This window comes from Micromonospora sp. NPDC049204 (genome assembly GCF_040647935.1).
GTDB lineage: Bacteria > Actinomycetota > Actinomycetes > Mycobacteriales > Micromonosporaceae > Micromonospora.
The window spans coordinates 31785-45933 of sequence record NZ_JBEZDC010000013.1 but is presented as its reverse complement, the minus strand read 5'-3'; the positions used below and the strand labels follow the sequence as shown (position 1 = coordinate 45933).

12 protein-coding genes are annotated in these 14149 nt (G+C 71.4%); 6 read left to right on the top strand and 6 right to left on the bottom strand.

Features of this window, described 5'->3' with window-relative positions:
* Positions 1-40 precede the first annotated feature (40 nt).
* The 4 genes from eccE to rarD all read left to right on the top strand — a co-directional run bounded on the left by eccE (position 41) and on the right by rarD (position 3938).
* The gene (gene eccE, locus AB0A90_RS23365) at positions 41-1960 is read left to right on the top strand and encodes a type VII secretion protein EccE (protein ID WP_357251552.1); all 1920 of its coding nucleotides are present in this window, start codon (positions 41-43) and stop codon (positions 1958-1960) included.
* Between the two features lie 61 nt (positions 1961-2021).
* A complete protein-coding gene (locus AB0A90_RS23360) occupies positions 2022-2408 on the top strand; it encodes a phage holin family protein (protein WP_357251549.1) in 387 nt (128 codons plus the stop codon).
* Between the two features lie 115 nt (positions 2409-2523).
* Positions 2524-3021 (top strand): GNAT family N-acetyltransferase, encoded by a 498-nt coding sequence (locus AB0A90_RS23355; RefSeq protein WP_357251546.1) that lies wholly within the window; start codon positions 2524-2526, stop codon positions 3019-3021.
* Entirely contained in the window at positions 3018-3938 is a 921-nt protein-coding gene (rarD, locus tag AB0A90_RS23350) for an EamA family transporter RarD (RefSeq protein ID WP_357251544.1), read from the top strand. The genes AB0A90_RS23355 and rarD overlap by 4 nt, the downstream gene beginning before the upstream one ends.
* 24 nt (positions 3939-3962) lie before the next feature.
* Here rarD and AB0A90_RS23345 read toward each other — a convergent pair whose 3' ends face one another.
* On the bottom strand, positions 3963-4682 hold the full coding sequence (locus AB0A90_RS23345) for a zf-HC2 domain-containing protein (protein ID WP_357251541.1): 720 nt from the start codon (positions 4680-4682) through the stop codon (positions 3963-3965).
* Positions 4679-5173: a sigma-70 family RNA polymerase sigma factor gene (locus AB0A90_RS23340; protein ID WP_357252026.1), complete on the bottom strand. Its 495-nt coding sequence runs from the start codon at positions 5171-5173 to the stop codon at positions 4679-4681. Before AB0A90_RS23340 ends, AB0A90_RS23345 begins: the two co-directional genes overlap by 4 nt.
* Before the next feature lie 248 nt (positions 5174-5421).
* On the opposite strand from AB0A90_RS23340, the gene AB0A90_RS23335 reads away from it, so the two are divergent.
* Positions 5422-7536: a PhoX family phosphatase gene (locus AB0A90_RS23335; RefSeq protein WP_357251537.1), complete on the top strand. Its 2115-nt coding sequence runs from the start codon at positions 5422-5424 to the stop codon at positions 7534-7536.
* A 111-nt stretch (positions 7537-7647) separates the two neighbouring features.
* Here the strand turns inward: AB0A90_RS23335 and AB0A90_RS23330 are convergent, their stop codons facing one another.
* Positions 7648-8430, bottom strand: coding sequence for an IclR family transcriptional regulator C-terminal domain-containing protein (locus AB0A90_RS23330; RefSeq protein WP_357251534.1), 783 nt, complete (start codon positions 8428-8430; stop codon positions 7648-7650).
* A gap of 154 nt (positions 8431-8584) precedes the next feature.
* Between AB0A90_RS23330 and AB0A90_RS23325 the strand changes: the two genes are divergently transcribed.
* On the top strand, positions 8585-9775 hold the full coding sequence (locus AB0A90_RS23325; RefSeq protein WP_357251531.1) for an MFS transporter: 1191 nt from the start codon (positions 8585-8587) through the stop codon (positions 9773-9775).
* 94 nt (positions 9776-9869) lie between these two features.
* On the opposite strand, the gene AB0A90_RS23320 is transcribed toward AB0A90_RS23325, so the two are convergent.
* The 3 genes from AB0A90_RS23320 to AB0A90_RS23310 form a co-directional block, all read right to left on the bottom strand.
* Complete coding sequence (locus AB0A90_RS23320; protein ID WP_357251529.1) at positions 9870-10955, bottom strand: polyprenyl synthetase family protein; 1086 nt, start codon at positions 10953-10955, stop codon at positions 9870-9872.
* A 90-nt stretch (positions 10956-11045) separates the two neighbouring features.
* Positions 11046-12599: an NADH-quinone oxidoreductase subunit NuoN gene (nuoN, locus tag AB0A90_RS23315; protein ID WP_357251526.1), complete on the bottom strand. Its 1554-nt coding sequence runs from the start codon at positions 12597-12599 to the stop codon at positions 11046-11048.
* Positions 12596-14128 (bottom strand): NADH-quinone oxidoreductase subunit M, encoded by a 1533-nt coding sequence (locus AB0A90_RS23310; RefSeq protein ID WP_357251524.1) that lies wholly within the window; start codon positions 14126-14128, stop codon positions 12596-12598. Before AB0A90_RS23310 ends, nuoN begins: the two co-directional genes overlap by 4 nt.
* Positions 14129-14149: the final 21 nt, after the last annotated feature.

Here is a 14149-nt window from a genome sequence, read left to right as displayed (position 1 = left end):
CGGTCGCCGGGACCCCGGTCCCACTGGTCGAGGAGGCACGGTGCCGGCGATCACCACCGGAGGGCCGCACCCGGCGACCCCGGTCGGGTCCGGGCCGAGTGCCAGCCCGCGAGCGATCGGGCCGGGTGAGTCGGCCGGCACCGAGGTCAGCCTGCACCCCACCGGTCCGCACACCGCCCGCCGCCGGTCACCCCTGGACCGCTGGGCCTGGTCCGAGCGGCGGGCCGGCACCGGGGTACGGGCCGGTCAACTGGTCACCGGGCAGGTTGCGGCAGCGCTCGTCCTTACCGCCGTGGGCCGGCCCGCGCCGGTCGTCGTCACTGCCGCACTGGTGGCCGCGCTGCTGCTGGCGGTCGCCGGGGTCCGGTTCCGGGGTCGGTGGCTCTTCGAGTGGCTGGGCACCGCGGTCGGGCACCTGACCCGCCGCCGGGCGCTCGCCGGGCCGACCGGGGCGGCCGAACTGCTCGACCTGGTCGCTCCCGGCACCGTCGTCCGCTCGACGGAGCTGACCGGCGGTCCGGCCGCCGTCCTGGTGGACACCGCGGGCCTGGTGGCGCTACTGGAGCTCGGCGACCCCGGTGACCTGCTCGGTGACGTGTCCCGGGTGATCCCCGCGCCGGCCGCGTTGCTGCCCCCGGCCGGTCCGGACGTGCCCCCGCTGCGGGTCCAACTGCTGCTCGCCGGGTCGCCCGCGCCGGTGCCGGCCGTGGGTGGCACGGCCGGCACGTCGTACCGGCAGCTCACCGACGGGCGGCTCGCCGGGCGGGAGCGGGCGGTGGTGGCGATCCGGGTGCCGCGGGTGGACGGGTGGTCCGAGGACGACCTGCGCCGGGTGCTCGCCGGCACGGTACGTCGCGTCGTCCGCCGGCTCGGACCGCTGACCGCGCGGCCACTCGGCGTACCCGCGGCCCTGCGCGTCCTGGCCGAGCTGGCTCACCACGACGGCCATCCGGTACGGGAGTCCTGGCCGGCCCTGCGCACCGGCGCCCTGGTGCAGGCCACCTTCCGGCTGGTCCGGTGGCCGGAGTCGGGCGCTCCGGGTGGGCCGCGGCTGGTGCCCCGGATGCTCGCGCTGCCGGCGACCGCGACGACCGTGTCGATCACCGCGGGCCCGTCGCCGAGCACCGGTGCCGGCCCGGCGCCGACCGAGCTGACCGTACGGCTGACCGCCACGACGGCGACCGAGCTGACCGCCGCCACCGACGCGCTGCAACGGCTGGTGACCGACCTGGGCGGGGAACTGCGACGTCTCGACGGTGCACACCTGCCCGGGTTGGCCGCCACGCTGCCGCTGGCGCTGACCACACCCGGGGCGTGGCCACGCATCGCGATGGACGACTGGGAGCTGACCCTGGGCGACGCGGGCATGATGGTCGGCACGAATCGGCATGGCCGGGCCGTCACCGTGCGACTCTTCCGGCCGGAGAGCACCCGGGTGCTGCTGGTCGGCGGGGTGCGCGCGGCGCAGTTGGTGGCCCTGCGCGCACTGGCACTCGGGGCGCTGGTGGTGGTGCAGACCGCGCGGCCACGCACCTGGGAGCCGTTCGTCCGGGGGGTGGGCGCACCGGGCGGGACGATCCCGCTGCTCCCGCCCGGTCGACGGGTCGCCGACGGGGTGGGCACCGCCCTGCGTCCGTTGCTGCTGGTCGTCGACGCCGGGCCGGTGCCGGCGGAGGCCGAGCCGGATCCGCCGTGGCGGGCCACGCTTGTCGTACGGGACGAGTTGACCCCCGCCGACGTCGACGCGTTGAGCCGGGCCGACCTCGCGTTGCTGCAACCGCTTGACGACGGCGAGGCCGCGCTGGCCGGCGCCGCCCTGGGGCTGGGCGGCTCGGCCGAGTGGCTGACCCGGATCCGGGACGACATGGTCGCCGTGGTCAACCGGCGGGCGCTGCGCTGGGCGCTGCTCTCCCCCACGCCGATCGAGGCACAACTGATCGGTCGGCCGGGCCGCGGCTGACCCACCGGCATGGTCAACTGGCGGGTTACGCCGGTGCGAGGTCCGTGGCACGATCCCCGCCATGGGTTTTCTGAAAGGTCTGCTGATTCGGCTGGCCAGCACAGCGCTGGCATTCTGGCTGGCCACACTCCTCATTCCGGGCATCTCGTTGGAGTCGGACTCCGCCGTCGAGACGGTCACCGCGCTGCTCCTGGTAGCGGTGATCTTCGGCGTGGTCAACGCGGTCCTCCAGCCGGTCATCAAGACCGTCGGCTGTGGCTTCTACCTGTTGACCCTGGGTCTCATCGCGCTTGTGGTGAACGGGCTGCTGTTCCTGCTCACCAGTTGGATCGCCGACCAGGCGGGGCTGCCGTTCACGGTGGACGGTTTCTGGCCGGCCGCGGTGCTCGGTGCCCTGTTCGTGAGCATCGTGACCTGGATCCTCGGCGCCGTCCTCGACCGGGACTGACCGTCCACGGGCCGGCGTCGATCCGGCCCACCGAGGCTGTGACCACGACCGGCCAATGACCAGGATCTGGGAATTGGCCGGTCTGGCCGCCCATCGGGGCGGCTAGCGTCGATGCGTGTTCTCGTTGACTCGCACCGACGGTTACCTGCTCAGCACCGACCCCGACCGACTCGATCTGGCCCGCGTGCATCTCTGGTTGTCCACCGACGCGTACTGGGCGCTCGGTCGGGACCGGGAGACCACGGCACGGGCGTTCGCCGGCTCGCTGCCGTTCGGCGTCTACCGACCCGAGGACGGCCAGCAGGTGGCGGTGGCCCGGGTGGTCACCGACGGCGCCACCTTCGCGTGGCTCTGCGACGTGTACGTCGACCGCGCCGCCCGCGGCCGCGGGCTGGGCGGCTGGCTGGCCGGCGCGATCCGCGACCACCTGGACGATCTCGGCGTACGCCGGATCCTGCTGATCACGAACGACGCGCACGAGGTGTACGCGCGGGCGGGTTTCACGCCGTTGGACGTGCCGGAGCGGTGGATGCAGCTCGACCGGCGTACGCCGGTGACCCCGGTCATCAGAAAGGAGCAAAGTGACAGTACGCCCCTTACGGTGGAGGGGTGACGCCACTCCGCCTGGGATACCTCTACGGCTTCGGCGCGTACCTGCTCTGGGGCTTCTTTCCGTTGTATCTCAGGCTGTTGCGGCCGGCCGGGCCGCTGGAGGTGCTGGCCCACCGGATCGTCTGGTCGGTGGTCTTCGTGGCCCTGCTGCTGGCGGCCCTGCGCAACATCGGCTTCCTGCGGGCGCTGGTACGACGTCCCTGGGCGATGGCCGGGATCGTCGTCGCCGCCATGCTGATCGCCGTCAACTGGGGCACCTACATCTACGGGGTCAACTCCAACCGGGTGGTCGAGACGGCGCTCGGCTACTTCATCAATCCGCTGGTCGTGGTGCTGCTCGGGGTGACCGTGCTGCGGGAGCGGCTACGTCCGGCGCAGTGGCTGGCGCTGGGAATCGGCGCGTCGGCGGTCGTGGTGCTCACCGTGGACTACGGCCGGGTGCCCTGGTTGGCGTTGACGCTGGCGTTCAGTTTCGCCGGCTACGGCTTGGTCAAGAAGCGGCTCGGACTGCCGCCGGCGGAGGGTCTCTTCGTCGAGTCGGCGGTGCTGGCACTGCCGGCGTTGGGCTACCTGGCCTGGCTCACCACCCGCGGGCAGTCCACCTTCGGCCACGTCTCGGCCGGGCACACCGCGCTGCTGGTGCTCGCCGGCGCGGCCACGGCGATCCCGCTGCTCCTGTTCGCCGGGGCGACCAACCGGCTACCCCTGAGCGGCCTCGGCATGATCCAGTATCTGGCGCCGATCCTTCAGCTCGGCTGCGGCGTGCTGATCTTCCATGAGCCGATGCCGCCAGCCCGCCTCGCCGGGTTCGCGCTGGTGTGGCTGGCCCTGATCGTCTTCACCACCGACGCCGTCCGAAGCTCCCGCCGGTCCCACCGCACCCGTGCCGCGGCCGAAACACCCGTCCCAGCCCTCTGACCCACTCCTCAGGGCCTGAGCAGGTCAGGGGACCGCGTACGTCAGCAGGGGCGTGCCGTCGGAGCGTTGGAGTTCCACGCTGACCAGCTCGGCGTCGGTGAAGCGGGTGAGGCCGGAGAAGCTGAGGTCGTCGCCGGGGGCCGCGAGCCAGGAGCCGATCTGCTCGCTGCTGCCGTTCGGACCGTGCGCCACCAGCCGGAACGGGTACGCCTTGCCGTAGCTCGTCCGCGCGTCGTACCCGCAGTGCATGGTCACCCGAGTGCCCCACTTGGTGCCGATCAGCCCGATGTCGGCGTGCACCGGCCCGGTGCTGGCCACCGGACGCATGGCGACCATCGACACCTGCGGTGCCGGTGTGCTGCCCTGGGCGACCGGCGGGCCGGGCGTGCTGGCGGGCCGGGGCAGCACCACGGCAGTGCCCACACCGACGAGCACGGCCAGCCCGGCGGCGGCCAGGGTGGTCAGCGCGAACCGTCGCCGGTCCGTGGCGCGTTCCCGACGCCGACGACGCCGGGCCTCCTCCAGCAGCGCGGGCACCCGGGGCGGGGCCGGCGGCGGCAGGATCTGCTCCAACCCCACCGGGTCGAGCCGTCCGAGCAACCCGGGCAGGACGGCGATCTCGGCGACCGCCTCCCGGCAGGACGCGCAGCCGCCAAGGTGCCGCTCGTAGGCCGCCCGCTCGGCGGGGGCCAGGGCACCCAGCACGTACGCGCCGTCGTCGTGCGCGAACTCGCACCGGGTCATCCCGTCACTCCCATCTCAGCCAGGACCAACCGTAGGGACCGCAGCGCGTAGTGGGTGCGGGACTTCACGGTCCCCGGTGGCACGCCCAGGCGGGATGCCGCCTCGGCCACCGACCGTCCCTGGTAGAAGCACTCGACGAGCACTTCCCGGTGGGTCGGGCTGAGCCGGTTGAGCGCCTCGGCGACGGTCCACGCCTCCACCGCCCGCTCGGCCTCGTCGATCACCTCGGGCGGTTCGGGAAGGTCGTCGGTGAAGACCTCACCGACCCGGGTGGAACGCCGCCGCCAGGCGTCGATGGCCAGGTTCCGGGCGGTGGTGAAGAGCCAGGACCGCACCGAGCCGCGTTGCGGGTCGAGCGACTCCGGATGTCGCCAGGCCCGCAGCAGCGTCTCCTGCACCAGGTCCTCGGCTCGCTGCCGGTCGCCGTTGACCAGCCGCAGAGCGTGCGCGTACAGCGCCTCCGCGTGCTCGTCGTGCAGCGCGCGCAGCAGTTGGGCGTCGTGGTCGCTGATGGCGGTCTCCCTCGCTTCCGGCGCGCGTCCGGCGTTGCGTTCGCTGGGGAATACGTGCGGTCACGCCGATCGGTTCAGCCCGAGGTCAGACCGGTTATGTGCGGTAGCCGCCCGCACAGGTGTTCACGGCCGGTTCACATCGTGGCCGACGGGTGCTCACCACGTCCTCCTAGCGTCCGCCTGGTACGCCGCCTGCCGTGCCACCGACTTCTCTGGAGGCTTCCCCCATGAGCGACCGCCCCCGGCTGCTCCCCCTGTTGACCGGCACCCGCCATGGCACCCGTGACGCCATGACCTGTCTGTACCGCTGCGGAAACGCCTGTGACCACCCGGTACCGAACACCTCCGACAACGCGTACTTCGGAGACGTGGTGAACGCGGAGGTCTCGCGGCGCGGCGTGGTCCGGGCCGGCGCGGTCGGCGCGCTGGTCCTGGGCTTCGGCGGCGCGGCTGCCGGTGCGGCCCCGGCCCTGGCTGCCCCCGCCACCCCGGACGTCCCGGAGTCCTTCGGTTTCGGCCGGCCCAGCACCGGGGTCGGCACCGGCGCGCTGACCTTCAAGCCGATCCCACCGAACAAGTTGGACACCCTGGTCGTCCCGAACGGCTACGACCACGCCGTGGTGATCAAGTGGGGTGACCCGGTGCTGCCGGGCGCGCCCGAGTTCGACCTGCACCACCAGACCGCCGCGGCGCAGTCCAAGCAGTTCGGTTACAACAACGACTTCGTCGGCGTGCTGCCGCTGGACAAGCAGGGCAAGCGGGCGCTGCTCGTGGTCAACCACGAGTACACCAACGAGGACCTGATGTTCCCGGGCTTCCCCGGCCTGGACGGGCTCTCCGTCGAGCAGCTCCGCACCGCCATGGCCGCGCACGGCATGTCGGTGGTGGAGTTGGAGCGGGTCGCGGGCACCGGGCAGTGGAAGCCTGTCGACTCCGGTCGGAGGCCGTACAACCGGCGGGTCACCGCGCTCAGCACCAGGTTCGACCTGACCGGCCCGGCCGCCGGTTCGGCCTGGCTGCGGACCGCCGCCGACCCCAAGGGTCGTACGGTCGTCGGCACGCTCAACAACTGCGCCGGTGGCGTGACCCCGTGGGGCACGGTGCTCTCCGGTGAGGAGAACTTCAACCAGTACTTCGTGGGCGCCGACGCCGCGCCGGCCGAGCTGAAGCCGAAGCTGGACCGCTACGGCATCGGCACCGCGAGCCGCTATCCCAGCGGCAGCCGCAAGTGGGAGCGCGCCGACGAGCGCTTCGACCTGGCCAAGCACCCCAACGAGGCGCACCGGTTCGGCTGGGTCGTGGAGATCGACCCGTTCGACCCGGAGAGCCGCCCCCGCAAGCACACCGCGATGGGCCGGTTCAAGCACGAGGGCGCGAACGTGATCGTCGCGAAGGACGGCCACGTGGTCGCGTACATGGGCGACGACGAGCGTTTCGACTACCTCTACAAGTTCGTCTCGGACCAGAAGTTCCTCAAGGGCAACTCCTGGGCCGCCCGCAAGCACAACCTGAGCCTGCTGGAGTCCGGCACGCTCTACGTGGCGAAGCTCGACCAGACCAGCGCCGCCGAGATCGACGGCTCGGGCCAACTTCCCACCGACGGCGCGTTCAACGGCCGGGGGCGCTGGATCAAGCTGGTCAGCGGCAACCGGTCGTTCGTCGACGGAATGACCGCCGCGGACGTCCTCACCTTCACCCGGCTGGCCGGCGACAAGGTCGGCGCGACCAAGATGGACCGCCCCGAGGACGTGGAGCCGAGTCAGCTCACCGGCAAGGTGTACGTGGCGCTCACCAACAACACCGACCGCGGTAAGGCCGGCAAGGCCGCGGCGGACGAGGCCAACCCGCGCAACGCCAACAAGCACGGGCAGATCCTGGAGCTGGTCGAGGACCGCAACGACAACACCGCGGAGACGTTCGCCTGGTCGCTGCCCATCGTCTGCGGCGACCCGACCGACCCGTCGACCTTCTTCGCCGGGTACGACAAGACCAGGGTCTCCCCGATCTCCTGCCCGGACAACGTCGCCTTCGACGCCACCGGCAACCTGTGGATCTCCACCGACGGTAACGCGCTGGGCAGCAACGACGGCCTCTTCGCCACCGCCGTCGAGGGCCCGGAGCGGGGTCACCTCAAGCAGTTCCTGACCGTGCCGCTCGGCGCGGAGACCTGCGGCCCGTTCATCACCGGCGACAACCGCTCGGTCTTCGTCGCCGTGCAGCACCCGGGCGAGATCACCGGCGCCTCGGTGGAGAACCCGGCCTCGAACTGGCCCGACGGCGACTACGCCAAGCCGGGCGTGGTGGTCACCTGGCGTCTCGACGGCGGCCCGGTGGGCAGCTGACGGTGCCGCCACGGTCGGTGGATCGCTGAACGTCACTCACGGCGGGTCCGGCGCTGGACCGCCACGAGAGGCCCTCTCCCAGCCCGGGAGAGGGCCTCTCGCCGTCGGGGGTCAGATGTCGCCGGCGATGCCGTCGGCGACGCTGCGGGCGACGGTGAGCAGTTTGGCGCGGACCACCCGGGCGGAGGTCATCATCTCGCTGGCCGGCAACGCGCAGGCCAGCACGACCCGGCGTTCCATGTCCTTGTCCGGCGCGACGAGCACCGCCGCACACGCCACCCCCTGGCGGAACTGCCCCATCTCCAGTTGCATGCCACGCCGGTCGCCGGCGGCCAGGTCGGCCTCGAACGCCTCGCTGGTGGTCAGCGTGGCGCTGGTGAACGGGCGCATGCCGTACTCCCGCAGATAGCGGTAGCGCTGATCGACGGTCAGGGTGGCGAGCAGTGACTTGCCGAGAGCCGTCGCGTGCGCCCCCTCGTCGAAGCCGGGGACCAGATCCTCCAGATAGGGCGAGCGGTGCCCCTCGGCGACCGCCGTGAGGGCCACCTGTCCGCCGACGAAGCGACCCAGGAAGTGGCTGTAGCCGGTGTCCAGAGCGGCCCGCCGCAGCGTCTCACCGACCACCGGCGGGCCGCGGAACGCCGTGACCAACTCCCGGTACCGGTCGGCCACCTCCAACCCCACGATGTACGTGCCGTCCTCGCGACGAATCACGTAACCCTCGTAGGCGAGCGTGCGGACCAGGTGGTAGGTGGTGGCCACCGTCAGCTCACACCGCCGGGCGATCTGCTTGACGGTCAGGCCTTTCGGGGCACGACCTACCGACTCCAACACCCGCAGCGCTCGGGACACGCTGCGGATCAGATCCGAAGGTTCTGCCAAGGGGTCGCGCACAACCACCTCCGCCGCCGGGGACTTACACCATATGAAAAACAGGCCCAGTGCGAAATGCCTGTTCGGGTGGAGGATGCCAGATCATCACCAACAGCGTGTACCCCGGTGGTCACCATGAGTTGCTTGAGTAGGGTTCACGTAGCTTTGCCGGACGATGACCAACACCGTCTCCACCTCCGACCCGACCATCGCCCGACCCCGCCCGGTCCGGGCCAGCGCCGGCGCAGTCGTCACCACCGTGGCCTGCGTACTGCCCGTGTTCCTGCTCGGTGGTCTCGCCGTGCAGATGGGCGCGGACCTCGGCTTCTCCCCCGCCGGCCTCGGCCTGGCCGTGGCCGTCTACTTCGGGGTCAGCGCGCTGACCTCGGTACCCTCCGGCCGGCTGGTCGAGCGGTACGGGCCGGCCCTGGTGGCCCGCTGCGGCATCCTGCTGGCCGCCGGGTCGATGCTGGCCGTGGCCGCCCTCGCCCGGTCGTACCCGACGCTCGTCGGCCTGCTGGCGCTCAGCGCCGCCGCGAACGCGCTCGGCCAGTTGGCCAGCAACGCGGCGTTGGCCCAGCACGTGCCGGCCCGACGTCAAGGGCTGTCGTTCGGCGTCAAACAGGCCGCCATCCCCGCCTCCACCCTGCTGGCCGGAGCGGCGGTGCCGGCCTTCGCGCTCACCGTGGGCTGGCGCTGGGCGTTCGTGGCGGCCGCCGTGGCCGCGCTGACGACGCTGCCCGCCGTACCCCGGCAGTTGCCCGGACCGGCGCGGCGGGCCGACGCGGCACGCGCGGGTCGGGCGACGGTGGCGCTCGTGGTGATCGGCGCGGCGGCGACGTTGGCCGCGGCCGCCGCCAACACGCTGGGCACCTTCCTGGTGGACTCCGCTGCGGCTCGGGGCCTCTCGCCCGGCATCGCCGGCCTCACCCTGACCCTGGGCGGCACGGTCTGCATGGTGGCCCGGGTGGGTGCCGGCTGGTTTGCCGATCGGCGCGACACCGGTCACGTCGCCCTCATCGCCGCGATGCTGGTCGTCGGCGCGGCCGGGTTGGCCCTGCTCGCGGCGACCGGCTCGGTGCCGCTGGTGGCCGGCGTGGTGCTCGGCTTCGGCCTGGGTTGGGCCTGGCCCGGCCTGATGAACTTCGCGGTGGTCCGGCTCCACCCGCAGTCACCGGCCACCGCCACCTCGATCACCCAGACCGGGGTGTACGCGGGCGGCTGTCTCGGCCCGCTGAGCCTCGGCCCACTCGCCGCCCACCTCGGCTACTCCGCGATGTGGACAACGGCGTCCGTGGCGATGCTGCTCGCCGCCGCTCTCATGCTCGTCGGCGGTCGCCTGTTGGCCCGCCCCACCCCGCCGTGATCATGACGTTGTCGTCGGATCACACGGCGTGTTGCGGCGATAACCTCATGACCGCCGCCGAGCGGCGGAGGTGCTGGGGTGCGGACCGCAGGGGTCAGCTGGTGCGGTCGGCGATGTAGTCGCAGAGCGATTCGAGGGCCTGCCGGGACGGACCCTGCGGAAGTGGGTCCAGGCGCGCGCGGGCGTCCTCGGCGTAGCTGCGAACGGTCTCCCGGGCGCGCTTGAGCGCCGGGCTCTCCCGCAGGAGCCCCAACGCCTCCGCGTGCAGCGCGTCGTCGGTCAGCGGGCCGGTCGCCAGGATCTCCCGCAGCCGCACCGAGGACGCGTCGGCGTCGTCCGCTGCGCGCGCGTAGAGCACCGGCAACGTCGGGACACCCTCGCGCAGGTCGGTGCCGGGCGTCTTGCCCGACTGACCCGACTCGGAGGCGATGTCCAGCAGGTCGTCGGAGAGCTGGAAGGCGACGCCGATCGTCTCGCCGTACCCGGCGAGCGCCTCCACGTGCTCCGCGGGGGCGCCACCGAACATCCCGCCGAACCGGGCCGACGTGGCGATGAGCGAGCCGGTCTTCTCGGCGATCACGTGCAGGTAGTGGGTCACCGGATCGTCGTCGACGCGCGGACCGACGGTCTCCGCGATCTGACCGTGCACGAGCCGGGCGAAGGTGCGCGCCTGCAACCGGACCGCCTCCGGGCCCAGATCGGCGGCGATGTCCGCCGCCCGGGCGAAGAGGTAGTCGCCGACCAGGATGGCGACGGAGTTGGTCCAGCGGGAGTTCGCACTCGGCGCGCCCCGACGGACGGCAGCCTCGTCCATCACGTCGTCGTGGTAGAGGGTGGCGAGGTGCGTGAGCTCCATCACCACGGCGGCCGGGACCACCTGCGCGCCGCTGGGGTCGCCGAACTGGGCGCCGAGGGCCACCAGCAGCGGCCGGAAGCGCTTCCCGCCGGCTTCCAGCAGGTGCCGGGCAGCCTCGGTGACGAACGGGTCGGTGCTCGCCACACTGGCCCGCAACTCGACCTCGACCATGTCCAGCACACCGAGCACGGACGCCTCGACGTGGGGATCGGCGAGATGGAGGCCGAGCGCGCCGAACTGACTCGTGCTCGCCCGACCCCGCCGACCGCCGGAGCCGGAGGAACCTGAACGCTCGCCCGCCGGATTCACCACGCTATCAACCATGCCACACCCGTTCTACCTGCTCCGGGCCGGGGATACGCACCGGGGGCCGGCCCGTGAACACGCGCCAACCCCCGGTGATCGTTCCCTCGGTCATCGAACGAATTCGGCAGCTCCGGTGGCCAACTCGAGCAGCGGCGCCGGGGCGACACCCAGCACCAGGGTCGCCAGTACCCCGATCATCAACGCGGCGGAGGTGAGCCCACCGGGCACGGTGACGGTCGGGGTGGACTCGCCCGGTTCGGACAGCCACATCATCACCACGACCCGCAGGTACGGGAACGCCAGCACCATGCTGGTCAGCACACCGGCGATCACCAGCCAGGTCTGACCACCCTCCAGCGCCGGCCCGAAGACCGCGAACTTGCTCATGAAGCCGCTGGTCAGCGGGATACCGGCGAAGGCCAGCAGGATGAAGGTGAACAGGGCGGCGAAGAACGGCGAGCGGCGGCCCAACCCGGCCCACCGGGACAGGTGGGTGGCCTCCCCGTCGGCGTCGCGCACCAGGGTCACCACCGCGAACGCGGCCAGCACCGAGAAACCGTACGCGACCAGGTAGAACATCGTGCCGGCCAGCCCGTCGCGGCTCGGCGCCAGCACACCGACCAGCAGGTAGCCGGCGTTGGCGATCGAGGAGTACGCGAGCAGCCGCTTGATGTCGGTCTGGGTGACCGCGAGGACCGCGCCGATCAGCATGGTCAGCACCGCCACCACACCGAGGACCGGGGTGAAGTCCCAGTTGGCGTCGGCGAACGCGACGTGGAAGACACGCAGCAGGGCACCGAACGCGGCGACCTTGGTGCAGGCCGCCATGAAACCGGTGACCGGCGTCGGGGCGCCCTGGTAGACGTCCGGGGTCCAGACGTGGAACGGTGCCGCCGCGGCCTTGAAGAGCAGGCCGATGGCGAGCAGCGCCATGCCGGCGAAGAGCAGCACCTGGCTGGACGGCGACTCGCTCACCGCCGCGTTGATGGTGGCGAAGTCGACGCCGGCCACCCGGCCCGGCGTACCGGCGGTGAAGCCGTAGATCAGGGCCACCCCGAACAGGAAGAAGGCGGAGGCGTACGCGCCGAGCAGGAAGTACTTCATCGCGGCCTCCTGACTCAGCAGGCGGCGACGACGGGCCAGCGCGCAGAGCAGGTAGAGCGGCAGCGAGAAGACTTCCAGCGCGATGAACATGGTCAGCAGGTCGTTCGCCGCCACGAAGATCAGCATGCCGCCGATCGCGAACGTGGTCAGCGGGTAGACCTCGGTCAGACCGTTGCGCCCCTCGGCCTGCCGCCGGTCGTCGGCCGACTCGGCGGTCACCGCGGCCTGGGCGACGAACGCCCCACCCAACTCGACCGAGCGGTCACCGATCAGCAGCAGCGCCATCGCGGCCAGCACCAGGATCGCGCCCTGGAGGAACAGCGTCGGACCGTCGATCGCGAGGGCCTGGCCGGCGGTGATCATCCGCTCGTCGGCGTTGAGCACCACCATGGTCAACGCCGCGAGCACCGCCACCAGCGCCACCGTCAACTGCACGACGTGCCGCCAGCGTCGGGGCACGAAGGCCTCGACGAGCACGCCGAGCAGGGCCGTGCCCAGCATGATCAGAATCGGGGAGAGCGCCGCGTAGTCGATCGACGGCAGTTTGAAATCGGTCACTTTGCCGCCTCCTGGACGGTGCCGACCGACGGGGCCGGGTCGGTTCTGCCGATGTCGTCCATGGTCGCCTGGACGGCCGGGTTGATCACGTCAGTGACCGGCTTGGGGAAGAAGCCGAGCAGCACGATCAGGGCGATCAGTGGAGCGACCACGACCTTCTCGCGCAGGTTGAGGTCCCGGCGCATGCCGTCGACCTCGGTGAGCGTCGGGTTGAGAGTGCCCTGGGTGGTGCGCTGCACCATCCACAGCACGTACGCGGCGGCCAGGATGATGCCGAGCGTCGCGATGATCGCGACCGGCTTGTTCACCGTGAAGGTGCCGATCAGCACCAGGAACTCGGAGATGAACGGCGCCGTACCGGGCAGCGCGAGCGAGGCGAGACCGGCGAAGAAGAGCACCCCGGCGAGCACCGGGACCAGCTTGCCGGCACCACCGAAGTCACTGATCAGCGCGGAACCCCGCCGGGAGATCAACATGCCCACCACCAGGAACAGCAGGCCGGTGGCCAGGCCGTGGTTGAGCATGTAGAGCACGGCGCCGGTGCCGGCCTGGGTGGTGAAGGCGAAGATACCCACCCCGATGAACCCGAAGTGCGCGATCGAGGTGTACGACACCAGCCGCTTGAGGTCGTTCTGACCGACCGCCAGCAACGCGGCGTAGACGATGCCGATCACGCCCAACGCCAGCGCCCACGGCGCGAACCACTTCGACGCCTCCGGGAACAGCGGCAGGCAGTAGCGCAGGATGCCGAACGTGCCGACCTTGTCCAGCACGCCGACGAGCAGGGCCGCGGCACCAGCCGGGGCCGCCCCACCGGCGTCGGGCAACCAGGTGTGGAACGGGAAGAACGGCGCCTTGATGGCGAACGCGAGGAAGAAGCCGAGGAACAGCCACCGCCCGGTGCCGGTGCTGATGTCGACCTCCGACAGCTTCTGCCAGTCGAAGGTCTTGCCACCGGCCACCCACAAGCCGATCACGGCGGCCAGCATGAACAGACCGCCGACGAGCGAGTAGAGGAAGAACTTCACCGCCGCGTACTGCCGCTGGTGGCCGCCGTAGCTGCCGATCAGGAAGTACATCGGCACCAGCATGACCTCGAAGAACACGTAGAACAGGAAGACGTCGGCGGCCGCGAAGACACCGATCATCGTGCACTCGAGGACCAGCAGCAGCGCGAAGTAGACAGGCACCGACCGCTTCGACGACTCCGCGTCGTGCCAGGAGGCCAGGATCACCAGCGGCACCAGCACCGCGATCAGCATCAGCATCACCAACGCGATGCCGTCGGCGGCGAACGTGAAGCTGACGCCCCAGTCCGGGATCCACGAGTACGACTCGCGGAACTGGAACCGCTGACCGTCGGCCTTGAAGCTGACCCACATCACCACGGAGAGCACCAGCACCAGCAGTGACCAGACGAACGCCACCTGCTTGGCCAGCTCCGGCCGATGGCGCGGCAGGAAGGCCACCACCAGGGCGCCCACCAGTGGCGCCACGGTGAGCACCGAGAGGAACGGGAAGTTGGACATTATGCGGCCTTACCTCCGTCG